This is a genomic window from Christiangramia echinicola DSM 19838 (assembly GCF_000423065.1).
Lineage (GTDB): Bacteria > Bacteroidota > Bacteroidia > Flavobacteriales > Flavobacteriaceae > Christiangramia > Christiangramia echinicola.
On record NZ_KE383973.1, the window covers coordinates 161,327 to 177,466 of the forward strand.

Consider the following 16,140-nt stretch of genomic DNA (forward strand, 5'->3'; position numbering starts at 1 on the left):
CAATGTGAAGCCTTCTATGCGATTTAAATCTTTTTTGTTTTTATTCGCTGCAATACTAGCTCTAACCTCATGCGTATCTACAAAGCAGATGTCCTATCTTCAGGAATATGATGAAGAGATGGACAGCATAATCCAGGTTCAGCGATTGCGCAAACCATACCGTATACAAACGGGAGATCTTTTAAGTATAAGAGTGAAGGCCCTCGATCAGGAACTTGTTGGTATGTTCAATCCTGTCGGTGAAGCAAATCCTAACGCGACAACCGAAGAAGATGTATTTTTTAACGGTTTTACCGTAGATGATCACGGAAATATTAGGGTCCCTACGATGGGTGAGATCAACGTGCTGGGTTACACTGAAAAGGAGGTGCGGGAGAAAATAGAAAATAAATTACTCGAAGAATATTTTAAAAAAGAGGCAAATATTTTTGTTACTGTGAAATTAGCAGGTATCAGGTATACAACCTTAGGTGAGATAGGGCAAGGAAGTCAGGTCATTTATAAAGAGCAGGTGACCGTCATGGAAGCTATTGCTAATGCCGGAGGGATCACTGATTATGGCGATAGGGAAAATGTACAGATCATTAGACAATATCCCCAGGGAGAAGAGGTTCATCAAATAGATGTAACAAATATTGATGCCTTAAGTAGTCCATATTATTATATTCAGCCAAATGACATGATCGTGGTAAATCCATTACCACAGAAAGCCTTAGGAGCAGGGACTACTGGTCTAGAGATATTTAGAACAGTGGCAAGTTTATTAGCAGTAGTAACCTCTGTAATAGCGATAACCAGATTGTAATGGCGCATGAAGATGATCACATATCCGATGTAGGTTCTACCTTTGACTTTAAGGGCTTTATTCTTAAAGTGATCAGTTACTGGAAGCTCATATTGCTTTCAGTAGGGATCAGCCTGGCTGTAGCTTATTATAATAATGTTCGAAAATTACCGGTTTATAGGTTAGGTAACCAGATTTCAATAAAAGACGATCAGAATCCCTTCTTCACTTCCAATACCAGTCTTACTTTCAATTGGGGAGGAACTTCCGATAAAGTTAATACCGCCATGACAATTTTGAGGTCTCGATCTCATAACGAGGAGGTAGTTGAAAAACTGCAATTCTATATCAATTATCAGGCCCAGGGTGAATACCAGCGAGTGGATGTTTATGGGCAGACGCCATTTCATATTATAGCTGACACCAATGCTTACCAGTCCCACAATGTGACCATGAAGATCAAGGTGTTAGACGATGAAAGGTTCAACATTGAGGCCAATATACCTGAGAACCTGGCAAGAACTAATTATAAAACCCATGAAACGGATACTCGAAGGACCGAAGCTGGTGAATTTAGTCGTAATTATCTTTTCGGTGAGCATGTAGTTCTGCCCTTTTTCTCAGGTTATGTAGTAAGAACGGAAATTGGTTCACCAAGTGAGAAACCTTTTTATATCAGTTTTTTACCCTTCAATTCTGCCGTTGGCCGATATAGGAGTGTGGGTATAAGCCCAGAATCTCAAGGGTCATCTGTATTGAATCTTAGTCAGACTGGTCTTAACAAAGCACGTATAGTGGATTATCTTAACGGTTCGGTAGCGGTTTTAAGTGAAAATATGTTGGATCGAAAGAACCTTTTTGCTACCAAAACCATTCGCTTTATAGATAGTACTCTGGCAGTTCAGGCCGAACAATTGAAAGCTGTTGAAGCCGAATTGAATGATTTCAGAAATCAGAACTCTATCTTGGATATCTCCAGTGAAAGTAACCAATTATCGGGACAACTTTCAACTTTGGATTTGAATAAAGAGAATCTTCGTAGGCAGTTAGCTTATTATGAAAATCTTGAAAGTTACCTGGTCACTCGTGAGGATTATTCCCAAGTACCAGCACCTTCTGTTGCGGGTATATCAGAAGGAAGTATTTCAAATGGAGTATCAAAAATCATTCAACTGGCTGAGGAAAGAAGGAATTACCAGTACACCTTAAAGGAAAATTCACCTGTCTTTGCGGATATCGACCGGCAAATAAATTCAGTCAAGTCCATTCTGCTTGAAAACATAAGTTCATCAAAGGGATTGTTGAGATCTGAACTTAATGACCTTAATCGGAAGATCTCCCGTCTCGAAGAGCAGGTGGATAAGTTACCTCAAGAAGAGCAGGATTTATTAAAAATACAACGTAAGTATGCGATCAATGAACGCACCTATAATATGTTCCTGGAAAAGCGCAGTGAAGCCGGTCTAGTAAAAGCTGCTAATGTGAGTGATGTAATGGTGATCGATAAGGCAAAAGATATTGGAGGAGGAAGAATAGGACCTGACACCCAACTGAATTATGTAATGGCGGTAATGGTTGGTGGCCTAATCCCATTGACCTTTGTTTTTCTATTGGTATTTTTAAATACGAATATTCATAATGCCCAGGAGGTTATTCGATTATCTCCAATTCCTATACTTGGATTGATAGGCCGTAATAAAATAGATTCCAATCTTACTGTATTTGAGAATCCAAAATCATCGATAGCTGAAGGTTTCAGAGGATTACGTTCCAGCCTCCAATTTATGTATAAACGGCAAGGGGTTACTGGAGCTAAAACAGTCTTGATTACCTCCTCCGTTTCGGGAGAAGGGAAAACCTTTTGTGCGATGAACCTGGCCACAGTATTCGCTTTAAGTGAGAAAAAAACGGTGCTGGTTGGGGTTGACCTTAGAAAGCCCAAAATTTTTGATGATTTTCACCTGAACAATGACCTGGGAATTGTTAATTATTTGATAGACCAGGCAAGCACCGAAGAGATCATACAGCAGAGTAAGATTCCATATCTTGACGTTATAACTTCTGGTCCGGTTCCTCCTAATCCGTCGGAACTTTTAATGACCGAAAAAATGAGTGAATTGATAACCCAGTTAAAAAACGAATATGATTATATCATCCTGGATACCCCACCGGTTGGTATGGTGGCAGATGCACTAAATCTTGTAAAATATGCTGATGCCACTCTTTATTTAATTAGGCAGGATTATACTAAGCGGGGAATGCTGGAAACCATTAATGAAAAATATTATAAACAGGAAGTGAGGAATATAAGTTTTGTCTTGAACCACTTTGTTCATCGAGCCAAATATGGCTATGGTTACGGCTACGGCTACGGCTACGGCTATGGCTATGGATATAATAAATACGCTAAAGGTTATTATGGTGCAGCGCCCACCAGGATTCATCAACTCAAGATGTCTTGGAAGAAATTTATGCGTAATTTTGAGTAATTATGATGGAGAATCAAAGTAATGAATGGCTTTACGAAATAACCCCTAAACGAAAATTAATAAGTCTCAATTTTCCAGAGATTTGGAGGTATAGAGATCTGCTAATTCTATTTGTTAAGCGTAATATCATAACTGTTTATAAACAAACAATCCTTGGGCCTCTATGGTATTTAATCCAACCTATGTTTACGGCCATCACCTTTACATTAGTCTTTAATAATATAGCGAATATTCCTACGGGAAAGGTTCCTCCTTTCTTATTCAACTTGGTGGGCATTACCGCCTGGAATTACTTTAGCCAGTGCTTTATGGGTACTTCTGATACCTTTCGAACTAATGCAGGTATTTTCGGAAAGGTATATTTCCCCAGGGTTATAATGCCACTATCCAATGTAATTACGAATCTTTTTAAATTTGGAATACAAATAGGTGTGTTATCAGTGGTATATATTTATGTGATTTGGAGTGATGTTGATATTCAGCCTAATTCTAATTTATTATTATTTCCATTATACGTTTTAATGATGGCTTTATTAGGGTTAGGTTTAGGAATGATTATTTCTTCTCTTACAACCAAGTATAGAGATCTAAATGTTCTTGTGGGATTCGCAACTTCACTTTTAGTCTATTTTTCTGCAGTTCCATATCCCCTAAGTGAAGTTTCCAAAAAAATGCCGGAATGGGACTGGGTTGTTAAATACAATCCTTTAACTCAAATAATAGAGGGTTTTAGATTTATGATGTTAGATACAGGTATTTTCAGTTGGACCGGCTTTTTTTATACTTTTAGTGTATCTATAATTCTGTTTCTATTTGGATTGGTTATTTTTAATAGAACTGAAAAGAACTTTATTGATACGGTATAGAACTTAGAATCTAAATCAAAATGTCAGTCATGAAATTATTTCGCTTTATATCAAATCCATGAAAAACTCTAATAGTATATCTCTATTCTGGTGGAGCGAGGTTAATTTAATGGGGAAAACTAAAGAGAATTATGGGGATCTCTTATCCAAATATTTAGTAGAAAAAATTTCTGGTAAAAAAGTCAAATGGGTACATCCTAAAAAACAAGCCTGGTTTAAATGGAATAAAACGAATTATTTAAGTACAGGTAGTATTCTAGCACATGCTTCTAAGCACAGCGTGGTGTGGGGGAGTGGTGTTGTTGATAAAATGCATTCAATAGATGAAGCAGATTTTAGAGCGGTAAGAGGACCTGAAACTAGAAAATTTCTTCTTGATTTAGGTTATGAATGCCCCGAAATTTACGGTGATCCGGCAATTTTACTGCCTGAATACTTTTCTCCGAAGCTTCATAAGAAATATCAATTGGGAATTATTCCTCATTATGTGGATTATAGAGAAGTAGAAGAGAACTATCGTGGATTCGAGAATATTAAGATTATTGATTTGATGACTATGGATGTTGAAGAAACCACGAGGGAAATATTACAATGTGAAAGGATAGTTTCTTCTTCATTGCATGGAGTTATAGTCCCTCATTCCTATGGAATTCCAGCTGTTTGGTTACAATTCTCCGATAAGGTATTTGGAGATAACATCAAATATTATGACTATTATAAGTCTATAAATATAGAAGATTACAAGGTACCCGATACTGATATTAATTTATTAAAAAAGGCTAGTGTGGACGAACTTTTTCGAAATAATAGCTCATTGCCAGATCCCATTGTCTTAAATAAATTAAAGGAAGGATTACAAAAATCCTGTCCGTTTAATTGAGCAAGATCTCAGATGTAAGCAACGACTTTTAATTAATGGATAGGGAAGCAGAAATAAATAGAGAAAAAAATAAACGTCACTACGAAAGGCTTTACGGCAGCCAATCGATTGATAATATTTTATTTTGGATTAAAGATGTAGACAGATTTCTATCAAAATCTCAGGCTAAGGATACAAGCTGGAACGCATTGTACCGCCAAAATTTTAAAGAAAGCCTTCCTGGTAAAAAGGTTATGGAAATGGGATGTGGAGATTGTGTAAATGCGGCAATCATGGCTGCTTTAGGAGCGGAAGTTTACGCCAATGACATTGCTGGTGCAAGTGGAATAATTATTGAAAAACTCAATGCGGCCTATGATTTTGAATTCCCAATAAAATTCATTGAAGGTGATTTCTTAAAAAATAGATTAAAATCAAACCAGTTCGATTTTGTTATAGGAAAGGCTTTTTTACACCATTTGACAATAAATGAGGAGAGTGAATTTTTGAAGGAGACTGCACGCTTATTAAAAAAAAATGGGGAAGCCAGATTTTTTGAGCCCGCAGTAAATAGTTGGATCCTTGATGAAATTAGATGGATTATTCCGGTGAAAGGTCGACCCTCTAAACTGAATAGAAAAAAATTTAAAGTTTGGAAACAAAATGATCCTCATCCTGATCGTTCTTTTAGCTCTCGTCATTTTATAAATGCCGGAAAAGGCGTTTTTAATGAGGTTCAAATTATACCAGTGGGGGCTCTTGAACGAATTAGCAGAATAATTCCCTACGGAGGCCTGAATTCTAAATATCGAATCTGGGCATTGAATACTGAGAAAAAGATTCCTAAAAGTATTAATAAATATATTACCAGGAGTCAGTTAATAATTTACAGGAAACCTATTAGATAATGAGTCAGGTTTTATCCTTTAATAAAGTAAAATTAAAATCCTTTCTAAAAAGAATTAAATATTATATTCTTCAGAGAGTATATGCCACTCCCAGTAAGGAACAGCTGAGATCATTTATTGATGAACTGAAGCCAGTAAAGACGAATTTTAATCTCATAAGATTAGGAGGAGAACTGGATGGTGGTTATCTTATTCCTGATGATCTTATAGGAGTTAATGTCTGTTTTTCTGCTGGGGTAGGACCTAGCAGTGATTTTGAAAAGGACTGTGCAGACCGTGGTATGAAAATTTATATGGCCGATGCTTCGGTTTCAGGTCCGGCAATAAAGGATGAACGTTTTAATTTTATTAAAAAATTTATAGGACCAAAAAACCGAAAGGACTTTATAACTTTGGAAAAATGGGTGTCTTCAACAAAAATGGATAGTGAGAATGAGCTGCTTTTACAAATGGATATTGAAGGTCATGAGTATGCCGCAATTGCAGGCCTGTTACCTGAATTATTAAAAAAATTCCGTGTCATAATCCTGGAAGTTCACCGTCTCGGAGCAATAGGATTTCCCTATTTTTATCAGCAGAATAAAACAATGTTCGATAAGTTAAATTTGCATCACCAATGTGTGCATATACATCCTAATAATTGTTGTGGGGTTAGAACCATAAAGGGATTGGATGTTCCAGTAGCTGCTGAATTTACCTTTTTACGGAAAGACAGAATAAGCAAAATAGATCGCATAGAAGGTTTACCACATCCATTGGATAGGAAAAATATTGCTCGCAAAGAAAATCTTGATCTCTCTGAAATCTGGTACCGGTGATAAAATTTTATAGAGACTTTAATACTTTTTAATAAGAATAGAATTTATGGGCACAATCCTTAAAGCCGAAAACATATCTAAGCAATATCGTCTGGGCACCGTAGGTTCTGGCACGCTGGGTGATGATTTAAAACGCTGGTGGTATGCTGTAAGAGGAAAAGAAGACCCGTTTTTAAAAATTGGATCTGAAAATGATCGCAGAATCAAAGCTGATAGCGATTATGTCTGGGCGCTGAGAGATATTAATTTTGAGGTTGAGCAGGGAGAAGTGCTTGGGATCATTGGCAAGAATGGCGCTGGAAAATCTACCTTATTGAAATTACTATCAAGAGTAACCTCGCCCACTACAGGCAGTATCAAAACAAAGGGGCGTATTGCCTCATTGCTGGAAGTAGGTACCGGATTTCACGGAGAACTTACAGGAAGGGAGAACATTTTTATGAACGGCGCGGTATTGGGAATGACCAAAACCGAAATTAAATCGAAGCTGGATGAGATCATTGCCTTTTCTGGTTGTGAAAAATATATAGATACGCCAGTAAAACGCTACAGCAGCGGAATGACCGTAAGACTAGGTTTTGCCGTTGCTGCCCACCTGGAGCCTGAGATCCTTGTGGTAGATGAGGTTTTGGCTGTAGGTGATGCCGAGTTTCAGAAAAAAGCCATTGGTAAAATGCAGGACTTATCTAGAGGTGAAGGAAGTACCGTCCTATTTGTTAGTCATAATATGGCTAGTGTTAAAAGTCTTTGTACGGATACAATAATTTTAGAAAACGGAGTAGTGACTTATCGAGGAAAACCTGAAACGGCGATAGACCATTATTTAGATAACCAAATAAATTATTCGGAAAGCTTATACAAGAATAATAGCCCCAAATTCACTGATATTTTAGAGTTAAAAACAGTTGGTTCAAAAAATCAAATTAAGAATGTCTTTAAAGTAGATGATCAAATTAAGGTAAATCTTATTTTTAGAGTTGATTCCAAATACCTTTCACAAAATCCAATTATAGGCATTCGTATTACTAATAAAAATTCCATAACTGTATTTACTACTCAAATTGAATTAAAATCATTGCCTACAAAAATAGGAGAAAATACAGTAGAACTTAAATTTCCAAAAAAGCTTTTAGTACCTAATCATTATACCATTAGCCTTGGTTTTCATATCCCCAATAAAGAGATTATTAGTAAAAAAGATTCAATTTCTAGCTTTACTGTGGAAGAAACCGGATCAGAATTTCATATTTATAGGAATAATAATTACGGTTGTGTATTTGTTGACTGTAAATGGTCACTTATTGAATAATGAGAGTTCTTATAATTAACGATACTAGAATAGAAAATAACCCAGGATGTCATGCAACTGTTAATTCATTAATTGATTTTGTATCAGACACATTAACTGAATCAAATATTGAGACCTTACCTTTAGGCGAAGGTTATGAATTTTTTCTGAGAAAAGATCTTTTTAGAAAAAAAAAGTTTTCATTCTTGAGACCTAGATATAGAATAAAAAATGAATTTCAGTATACTCTATGGGAAAGAGTTGTGTTAGGTACTTTTCGAAATAAATATTCGCCTTTTCTCCAAAAGTTTGACTTAATAATTATTAACATGGAAGGAACAATCCACCATAATAGTATTGGTGGTTTGACTCTTTTGGCATTTTGTAATTTAGCAAGCCTTTGTGAAAAAAAGATTGCTATGGTAAATGGTAGTTACCAAGAAATGGATGAAAAATTTCTGAATATTTTATCTAAAAGAGTTCATTTTCTTTCTTTAAGGGAATCAATATCTTATGATATTCTCTCTGCAAAGTTAGATAATATTAATATTATTCCTGATTTTGCTTTAAATGCTAATATTTTCGAGGTGTATAGAGGAACTCATTCCTTCTCAAAACATGTCAATTATTGTCTTTATACCCCAGGTGTATTAGGAGCTTATCCTCAACAAAAAAATGGTAGATCTTTAGAAAAGATTTCTCAGGATATTAATGAGATTAAAAAGTTGGGCTATGTACCTGTATTCTTGAAAATTGAACAGAAAGAAAATATTATTGAGAAATTTTTATTGAACAAGGGTATAAAATGTTATTCTGTTGATGACCAGCTAAATTCTACTAATATTGGAAGTTTCCTAGAAGAATTCGATATTGTGATTACTGGCCGCTACCACATTGGTATTTTTGGCTTAATGAGTAAAGTTCCAACTTTTTTTCTGCCATCCAATACCCATAAAATAGAGGGATTTTTAAAAATGATTGGAAGGGAAGAATTATTTATTGAAAATATTCGCAAAATATCAACTATTAAAAGCGAAGGGGAAGAGGTTGATTTTACTCGTTTCAATGATCATTTCAAATTTTTTAAAAAGTTTCTTATTTCAGTTGATGAAGAAATTTAAAGTCGAAAAATATCTGATTGCGAAAATTAAGAAATATGTATTTCGTAATAGTAGCATATTATCTATTAATTCTGAATTCGGGATAAAAGAATTTTTAGATTTTATCATTAGGAATATCTCAAAATTTTTTAGCCCCTCTAAGATTATTTTAAACTTATTAATTACTTCTAAGACCGAAGTAAGAGTATTTCTACCATTATCAAAATTTTTATTGAATAACCCTAATTTTGAATTAAATATAATTTATTTAGCAGACGCTCGATTTGAAAAGACCGATGAAAATGCGTTTAGAAATTCCAGTAATATAAATATTATTTTTCACTGTCTTCCCATTCTATTTTCGTTTGATAGACGAAACCATATTAACTTAGTTTGTCTTGATTTCGAATTTTATCAAAGAGAGCATTCAAAAGGAATTTCTTTGATTCGTCATATAAGGGAGAAAAAGGGAAAAACAATATGTATTCAACATGGTGGTATTCAGAACGATAATGCTATTGGCCAAAGTACTTCCTTGTCGGAATATTTAATTGTTTACGGCAGCTACATGAAAAACAAATTAGTTAGTATTGGAAGAGAACAATCCAAAATTTTTATTTCAGGGAACCCACTTCATGATGAATTTTTTTCGAAAAAAAGTGATTCCAATTTATTTGAACCCAACAACAAAAAAAATATCCTTTTAGCAACCTGCTTACATACGGAATACGGATATAGGCAGGATGAAAAAAAATCATATTCTGATTATATTCAAAAAATCTACAGTAGTATAGATTTCGAAAAATATAATTTAATTATCAAAATGCATCCTTATGATGATGCAATTCAAAATATTTATAAGATAGAGAGAAATAAACTTGGAATTAAAAGCGATTCTGTAAAGATTTTCGAAGCCAACGATTATAAATTTAATACATATAAATTAATTAAGGATTGTCATCTATTATTAAGTAGATCATCGACGGTTATAGAAGAAGCACTTATAATTAGTAAAAAAGTAATTGCTTTTGATTTATATAATGATGGACCAAGTAAGGAATATTCAATCCTTGAACGGTACGCTCATTATAAACGAGTTGTTGGAGTAAATGCTGATTTAAAATCAGAGATTGAAAAAATGATTAATATTTCAGATGAGTTTACGTTGAATACTGAAATAATTGAAAAAGTTGGGTTTAAATTAGATGGAAAGTCAACAGAGAGAGTTGTCGGGATTATAGAGCAAATTAGTTGTTTTAATTGATTATTATGAATGATCCAAAAATTTCGATAATAACACCTTCATACAATCAGGGTGAATATTTGGAGGATACTATAAACTCTGTTTTGGGGCAATCTTATCCTAATTTAGAATATATGATTTTCGATGGTGGAAGTGAGGATGAATCTGTGAACGTTATTAAAAAGTATCAGGATAAAATCACATATTGGGAGTCTAAAAAGGATAAGGGTCAATCTCATGCAATTAATAAAGGTTTTTCCCAATGTACAGGAGAAATATTAATGTGGTTGAATAGTGACGATATTTTATTACCTAACATCCTGCACTTCATTGCCCAGCAATACTTAAAAAAAGGGGATGGAATATTTTTTGGAAATTGCATTCAGTTTAAAGAATTAATGCCTCATGGAATTGTAGCTCATGGTAGCAATGTTATTGCTAAGGAAAAGAATATCCCATTAGAGCTAGCAGATACCATTATTCAACCTTCGTCTTTTTGGAGTAAAAAGGTGTGGAATGAAAATAAGGATTTAAATGAAAATTTTCACTATGGCTTTGATTGGGAATGGTTCCTTAGAGCTAAAAAGAATGGAATTCCATTTTATTCGTTCAATAAACCTATTTCCCTTTATCGTATTCATGATAATCACAAAACTGGAGTCGGAGGTAAGGAAAGACAGCAAGAACTATTGGAAATTTATTTATTATATAGTCCTTTCTACGCCAAATTGTATAAATTAATGATGAAGGAAGATTTTACATTTTCATTTTTTGAAAAAATACTTTTTCGTTTATACCAATTGTATTCCAAAAGCGAACTTTCTAAAACTCACTTTTTAAAAATTATTCGCAAAAAAGAATATGAACCCTATTCTGTAAGAGAAATAAACATCATTAGAAGTATGTTATAGTTTTATCATATTAATTTTTTGGGATGTCTAAAAATCCATTAATTTCTATAATTACCGTAAACCTTAATGATGTTAGGGGTTTAGATCGAACTCTAAGAAGTGTACTTAGTCAAACCTGGCAAGAATTTGAATATATCGTTATAGATGGTGGCTCATCTGACGGTAGTAGGGAACTTATTGAAACATATGATAACAGAATAAGTGAGTGGTTAAGTGAACCGGACAGTGGTATTTATAATGCTATGAACAAGGGAATTAAAATGGCGAATGGAAGTTATTTTTTATTTCTTAATTCGGGAGATGAATTATTTAACTCTACAGTCCTAGAAGAAAATTTAGAACATTTTCAATCTTTTGATATTATATATTTCGACATATTACTGGTTTTTAATAATGAAACAAAAGTTCATAAATATCCCCCAATTCTGAATTTTTCTACTTTTCGAAATGGAGCCATCGGTCATCCTACGAGTTTTATTAAACGGGACTTATTTAGTAGCGTAGGCTATTATGATGAAAATTTGAAAATAGTCGCTGATTGGAAATTCTATTTTTATGCAGTGGTGAAGTATAATTGCAGCTATAAAAAGGTTAATACGGTACTATCTAAATTTTATATGGATGGTATAAGCTCTACAAATTTAAAGCTACTCGAAAAGGAAAGAAAAATGGTTTTAAGGGAAGAGTTTTTTGCCCATTTTAATAATGCAAAAAAGAAAACTCTGTTGGATCATTTAGTAATTAACAGCAAGAAAATTCTGAAAATTTTTTCCAGGACTATATAGAGATCTACATAATTTTTTATGAAAAAATTGGTTTATATTATTTTAGAAAGATTAGGACTAAATAGAGTCATTCATAAAGGTATTTTAAAATTGAAGTATTTTAAATTATGGTTGATTTTAACTTTTTCATCAAAATTTAAACGTTACCAAAAGAATGATCCTAAGACCTATCCTATAATAATTATTAGTTTTAATCAATTAGAATATATAAAGAAATTAATACAATTCTTACAGGCTTCGGGATATAAAAATATTATTATTATTGATAATAATTCCAAATATCCACCTTTAATTAAATACTTGAGAGAACTTGAAAAGGATTTAATTGTTCATCGTTTAAAATATAATTATGGGCATAAGGTCTTTTGGAAAATCACTAGGTTTTATAAATTATACGGGAGAGGTTATTATGCAGTAACAGATGCAGATATTTTGCCGAATTCGGATTGTCCAAAGGATTTTATGCATCAATTTAAATTGGTTCTTGATTCTAATCCCGAGTACACCAAAGTTGGTTTTAGTTTAAATTTAAATGACATCCCTTTTTATAACCCGCACAGAGACAAAATTTTAAAATGGGAATCTAAATTCTGGAAGACAAAAGATGAAAATGGAAACTTTATAGCGGATATTGATACCACTTTTGCACTTTATAGGCCAAATTTTTTTTTTGAAATAAAAAATAGATTTTACAAAGCTATAAGGCTTAAACCGCCGTATAGTGCGAGGCATGGTGGTTGGGATATAGATCCTTCGAATCTAACAGAGGAACAGACTTTCTATATGGAAAGTGTAAATAGTTCAAGTTCCTGGAGGATAGATGCAGAAGGTGAATTAATAGATTCTAAATATTTAACTTAACTCAGCAATACGTTTAGGCAATTAAATTTAGTACATAAAATCCCATACAAATTATATGATGCATGCTCCACAGGTAAGTGTAATTGTACCTAATTATAATCACCAAAAATTTTTACCAAAACGATTAGATAGTATATTTAATCAAACCTATCAGAATTTTGAAGTAATTCTGATGGATGATGCTTCCAGTGATGAAAGTGTAAAAATCCTAAAAAACTACAATAACCATCCAAAGGTTTCACATCTCGTTATTAATGCACTTAATTCCGGCTCACCATTTCATCAATGGAAGAAAGGTATTGATTTGGCCATCGGAGAGTTTATCTGGATAGCGGAAAGCGATGATTATTGTGATTATAACTTCTTGGAAGAACTAATAAGTTTAACTAGGAGTTATAATCTTAAACACGAAAATGGCGTAATTTACTCACAATCCTATGACGTAAATGAATATGGAGAAATAATTAAAAGTAGATTGGATTATACCGCTGATTTTGACCCTAATATTTGGAGTAAAACTTTTAAATTATCCGGAAAAGATTTTATAGATAAGTATTTAAAAGTAAAAAATGTTATACCTAATGCCAGTGCTGTATTATTCAAAAAATCGTTAGTAGATAAAAGTACTTTTGCTCTTAATTTATTGAATATGAGAATGTGTGGAGATTGGCTATTTTGGATTAGACTATGCAATAAAACTAATGTTGGTTTTTTATCTAAACCACTAAATTATTTTAGAGGTCATGATTACAGTTCCAGAATTCACGACACCAAGGATAAAAAAATCAATCGCCTTATAGAGGAGTCTGTTATAAGGAGATATTTGCAAACCAATAAGGTGGCTCAAAAAGAAGAAAATGAAAGATTACTTCGCAAGTGGTTTCAACTCCAAACAAAATACGATTTAATAATGGGAAGAATTTTTAAAATTGGTTCAGGTAAGTATGATTATTTTCGCTTACTAAAGGAATTTCTTATTTATAAACTAAATATATAATGCCGTGCCAAATATTGCCATAATTTCTCCCTCTCAAAACACTTATTCAGAAACCTTCATACAGGCACATAAAAGTCATTTAAAAGGAAAGATTTTTTCGTATTCTGGTAGGCCTAGCAGTCTTTTTTTAGAAGGTTTCGGAAGCCTGGATAAAGCAAATAGAAAACACATTTTTAAATTCAAAAGATTTTTTTTGAACAAAACTTATACATGGTATTATCAACAATTCTTAAAGCAGTCTTTTGTAAAAAACAAGGTTGAAATTGTATTGGCAGAATATGGTACTACTGCAAAAACATATCTACCTGTAATTAAGGATTTGAAGTTGCCATTAATTGTCCATTTCCATGGTTATGATGCCTCTAGGAAAGATATTCTAAAAAAGAATGACAATTACAGAATGGTATTTGAATACGCACGCTATATTATTGTTGTATCTAAAAAAATGTATGATGATCTATTGCGGCTAGGCTGTCCAGAAAGTAAATTAATTTATAACGTATATGGGCCAAATGATAGGTTTTTATCTGTTGATCCCCATTTCAATAATCCTCAATTCTTTGCCATGGGGAGGTTTGTAGATAAAAAGGCACCCTATCTTACTATTCTAGCTTTTGAACAAATATATAAGGAATTCCCTGAAGCAAGGTTATTGATGGCGGGAGACGGCTATCTTCTAAACACTTGTAAACAATTGGTAAAGTATTATAATCTTCAGGAAAGAGTAGAGTTTTTAGGTGTAATTAGTCGTGAAAGCTTTATTGAATATTTGGAAAAATCCATTGCTTTTGTTCAACATTCCATTACGGCAGACAATGGTGATTCTGAAGGAACACCCGTTGCTATTCTAGAGGCGAGTGCTGCCGGTATACCAATTATATCAACATATCATGCAGGAATTCCAGATGTAATAACAAATGGTGTAAACGGTTTTCTAGTTGAAGAGTTAAATGTAAATGAAATGGCTAATTCTATGAGAAAACTGCTGGAAAGTAGGACTTTAGCAAAAATGATGGGCAAGGAGGGAAGAATAAATATTAAGAAGAATTTTACGTTGAATAGACATATAGAAATATTGCAAAATTTAATTCAAGAATGTGTCAATTGATTCAATTTTTGAGAAACAAAGTCAATTTTAATAACTTGCGCTTATTCTAACAATTATAATGGCTCAGCAAATTTCATAATGATATATTAGCCTGAAGAGGTGAATTTTGGAAAATGAAATTGAAGCGATGCTCTTACCTATCAAATAAGGTGAAAAAATTATTACCATTAGTTTCTATAATTATTCCAACTTTTAATAGAGCCAATCTTTTGGGCCAAACCCTGGATAGTGTACTGGCCCAAAAATACCAAAATTGGGAGTGTATCGTCGTAGATGATGGGTCTATTGATTGTACCTGCGAATTACTAGAGTTTTATTGTGAAAAAGACAATCGAATAAAATACATCCCTCGACCGAAAAATCGAATAAAAGGAGCAAATTCCTGCAGGAATTTTGGGTTTAAAATAAGCAAAGGTGGTTATATACAATGGTTTGATAGTGATGATGTGATGTTGGAAAACTTTCTGTTAAAGAAGGTTGAGGAAATCCAGGGTTTGGACCTTGTAATTAGTTCAGGCATTATTTGTAATCACCAGCTTGAGAAACAGGGAACATTAGATATTAGTCCGGAAAAACCACTATTTAGGGGTATGGTGACATGGGAACAGCAAATAGTCACTAATTCAGTTCTATTTAGCAGAACTTTTCTAGAAGGTAAGAAGCTTTTTGATCCTAAAATATCAAGAGGGCAGGAAGCTAATCTCTTCTCACGCTTGTTCTTTAATCTTCCCGAAAGTAGGTATAAAATTTTATCTGTACCTCTTTTTTTATATAGACAACACAATACTTCAAAAACCTCTCAGAATAGATCATATAGAGCTGATTTCGTTCTATCCCAGGTACATAATATGCTTGAGAACTATAAGCGAGGAAAAAGTTCCGGAAATGAAAAGGTGATAGAACATTGTTATAAATATTTACTAAAATTCTATTTTAAGACAAGAAGGAATGGTGATTGGAAGAATTCATTTAGGATTTGGTTAAAGATTTTGAAAAATTTAAAATTCGAGAAGTTTTCAGCTTATCTGGAAATTTTTGTTTTTGGCTTAATATTTAATCTTATTGGAGTACCAGGTTATCGATTGGAAAAAAGGTGGAAATCCTTTCGATGCTAAAAAATAAA

15 protein-coding genes are annotated in these 16,140 nt (G+C 33.3%); all 15 read left to right on the top strand.

Going from position 1 to position 16,140, the window contains the following annotated elements:
• The first annotated feature begins 16 nt into the window (after positions 1–16).
• On the top strand, positions 17–805 hold the full coding sequence (locus G530_RS0116015) for a polysaccharide biosynthesis/export family protein (RefSeq protein WP_026935491.1): 789 nt from the start codon (positions 17–19) through the stop codon (positions 803–805).
• Positions 805–3,273: a GumC family protein gene (locus tag G530_RS0116020; protein ID WP_026935492.1), complete on the top strand. Its 2,469-nt coding sequence runs from the start codon at positions 805–807 to the stop codon at positions 3,271–3,273. The genes G530_RS0116015 and G530_RS0116020 overlap by 1 nt, the downstream gene beginning before the upstream one ends.
• Positions 3,274–3,278: 5 nt before the next feature.
• On the top strand, positions 3,279–4,139 hold the full coding sequence (locus G530_RS0116025) for an ABC transporter permease (RefSeq protein ID WP_422678749.1): 861 nt from the start codon (positions 3,279–3,281) through the stop codon (positions 4,137–4,139).
• A gap of 58 nt (positions 4,140–4,197) precedes the next feature.
• The gene (locus G530_RS0116030) at positions 4,198–5,019 is read left to right on the top strand and encodes a polysaccharide pyruvyl transferase family protein (protein ID WP_026935494.1); all 822 of its coding nucleotides are present in this window, start codon (positions 4,198–4,200) and stop codon (positions 5,017–5,019) included.
• A gap of 35 nt (positions 5,020–5,054) precedes the next feature.
• Entirely contained in the window at positions 5,055–5,906 is an 852-nt protein-coding gene (locus G530_RS17140; protein WP_035716641.1) for a class I SAM-dependent methyltransferase, read from the top strand.
• Positions 5,906–6,724 carry an FkbM family methyltransferase gene (locus tag G530_RS17145; protein WP_035716642.1) on the top strand — a complete coding sequence of 273 codons (819 nt, stop codon included), beginning with the start codon at positions 5,906–5,908 and terminating at the stop codon, positions 6,722–6,724. The genes G530_RS17140 and G530_RS17145 overlap by 1 nt, the downstream gene beginning before the upstream one ends.
• A gap of 46 nt (positions 6,725–6,770) precedes the next feature.
• Positions 6,771–8,033, top strand: coding sequence for an ABC transporter ATP-binding protein (locus G530_RS17150; protein WP_035716644.1), 1,263 nt, complete (start codon positions 6,771–6,773; stop codon positions 8,031–8,033).
• Positions 8,033–9,133: a polysaccharide pyruvyl transferase family protein gene (locus G530_RS0116050; protein ID WP_026935495.1), complete on the top strand. Its 1,101-nt coding sequence runs from the start codon at positions 8,033–8,035 to the stop codon at positions 9,131–9,133. Before G530_RS17150 ends, G530_RS0116050 begins: the two co-directional genes overlap by 1 nt.
• Positions 9,120–10,376 (top strand): UDP-N-acetylglucosamine 2-epimerase, encoded by a 1,257-nt coding sequence (locus G530_RS0116055; protein ID WP_169514045.1) that lies wholly within the window; start codon positions 9,120–9,122, stop codon positions 10,374–10,376. Before G530_RS0116050 ends, G530_RS0116055 begins: the two co-directional genes overlap by 14 nt.
• A gap of 5 nt (positions 10,377–10,381) precedes the next feature.
• Positions 10,382–11,266 carry a glycosyltransferase family 2 protein gene (locus G530_RS17410; RefSeq protein WP_051199824.1) on the top strand — a complete coding sequence of 295 codons (885 nt, stop codon included), beginning with the start codon at positions 10,382–10,384 and terminating at the stop codon, positions 11,264–11,266.
• 23 nt (positions 11,267–11,289) lie between these two features.
• Positions 11,290–12,051 carry a glycosyltransferase family 2 protein gene (locus G530_RS0116065; protein ID WP_026935497.1) on the top strand — a complete coding sequence of 254 codons (762 nt, stop codon included), beginning with the start codon at positions 11,290–11,292 and terminating at the stop codon, positions 12,049–12,051.
• An 18-nt stretch (positions 12,052–12,069) separates the two neighbouring features.
• Positions 12,070–12,912 (top strand): glycosyltransferase family protein, encoded by an 843-nt coding sequence (locus G530_RS17160; protein ID WP_051199825.1) that lies wholly within the window; start codon positions 12,070–12,072, stop codon positions 12,910–12,912.
• 55 nt (positions 12,913–12,967) lie between these two features.
• Positions 12,968–13,909 carry a glycosyltransferase gene (locus G530_RS17165; RefSeq protein ID WP_051199826.1) on the top strand — a complete coding sequence of 314 codons (942 nt, stop codon included), beginning with the start codon at positions 12,968–12,970 and terminating at the stop codon, positions 13,907–13,909.
• A 4-nt stretch (positions 13,910–13,913) separates the two neighbouring features.
• The gene (locus G530_RS0116080; protein ID WP_051199827.1) at positions 13,914–15,017 is read left to right on the top strand and encodes a glycosyltransferase; all 1,104 of its coding nucleotides are present in this window, start codon (positions 13,914–13,916) and stop codon (positions 15,015–15,017) included.
• Positions 15,018–15,166: 149 nt separating this feature from the next.
• On the top strand, positions 15,167–16,132 hold the full coding sequence (locus G530_RS17570) for a glycosyltransferase family 2 protein (RefSeq protein ID WP_205619204.1): 966 nt from the start codon (positions 15,167–15,169) through the stop codon (positions 16,130–16,132).
• Positions 16,133–16,140 lie beyond the last annotated feature (8 nt).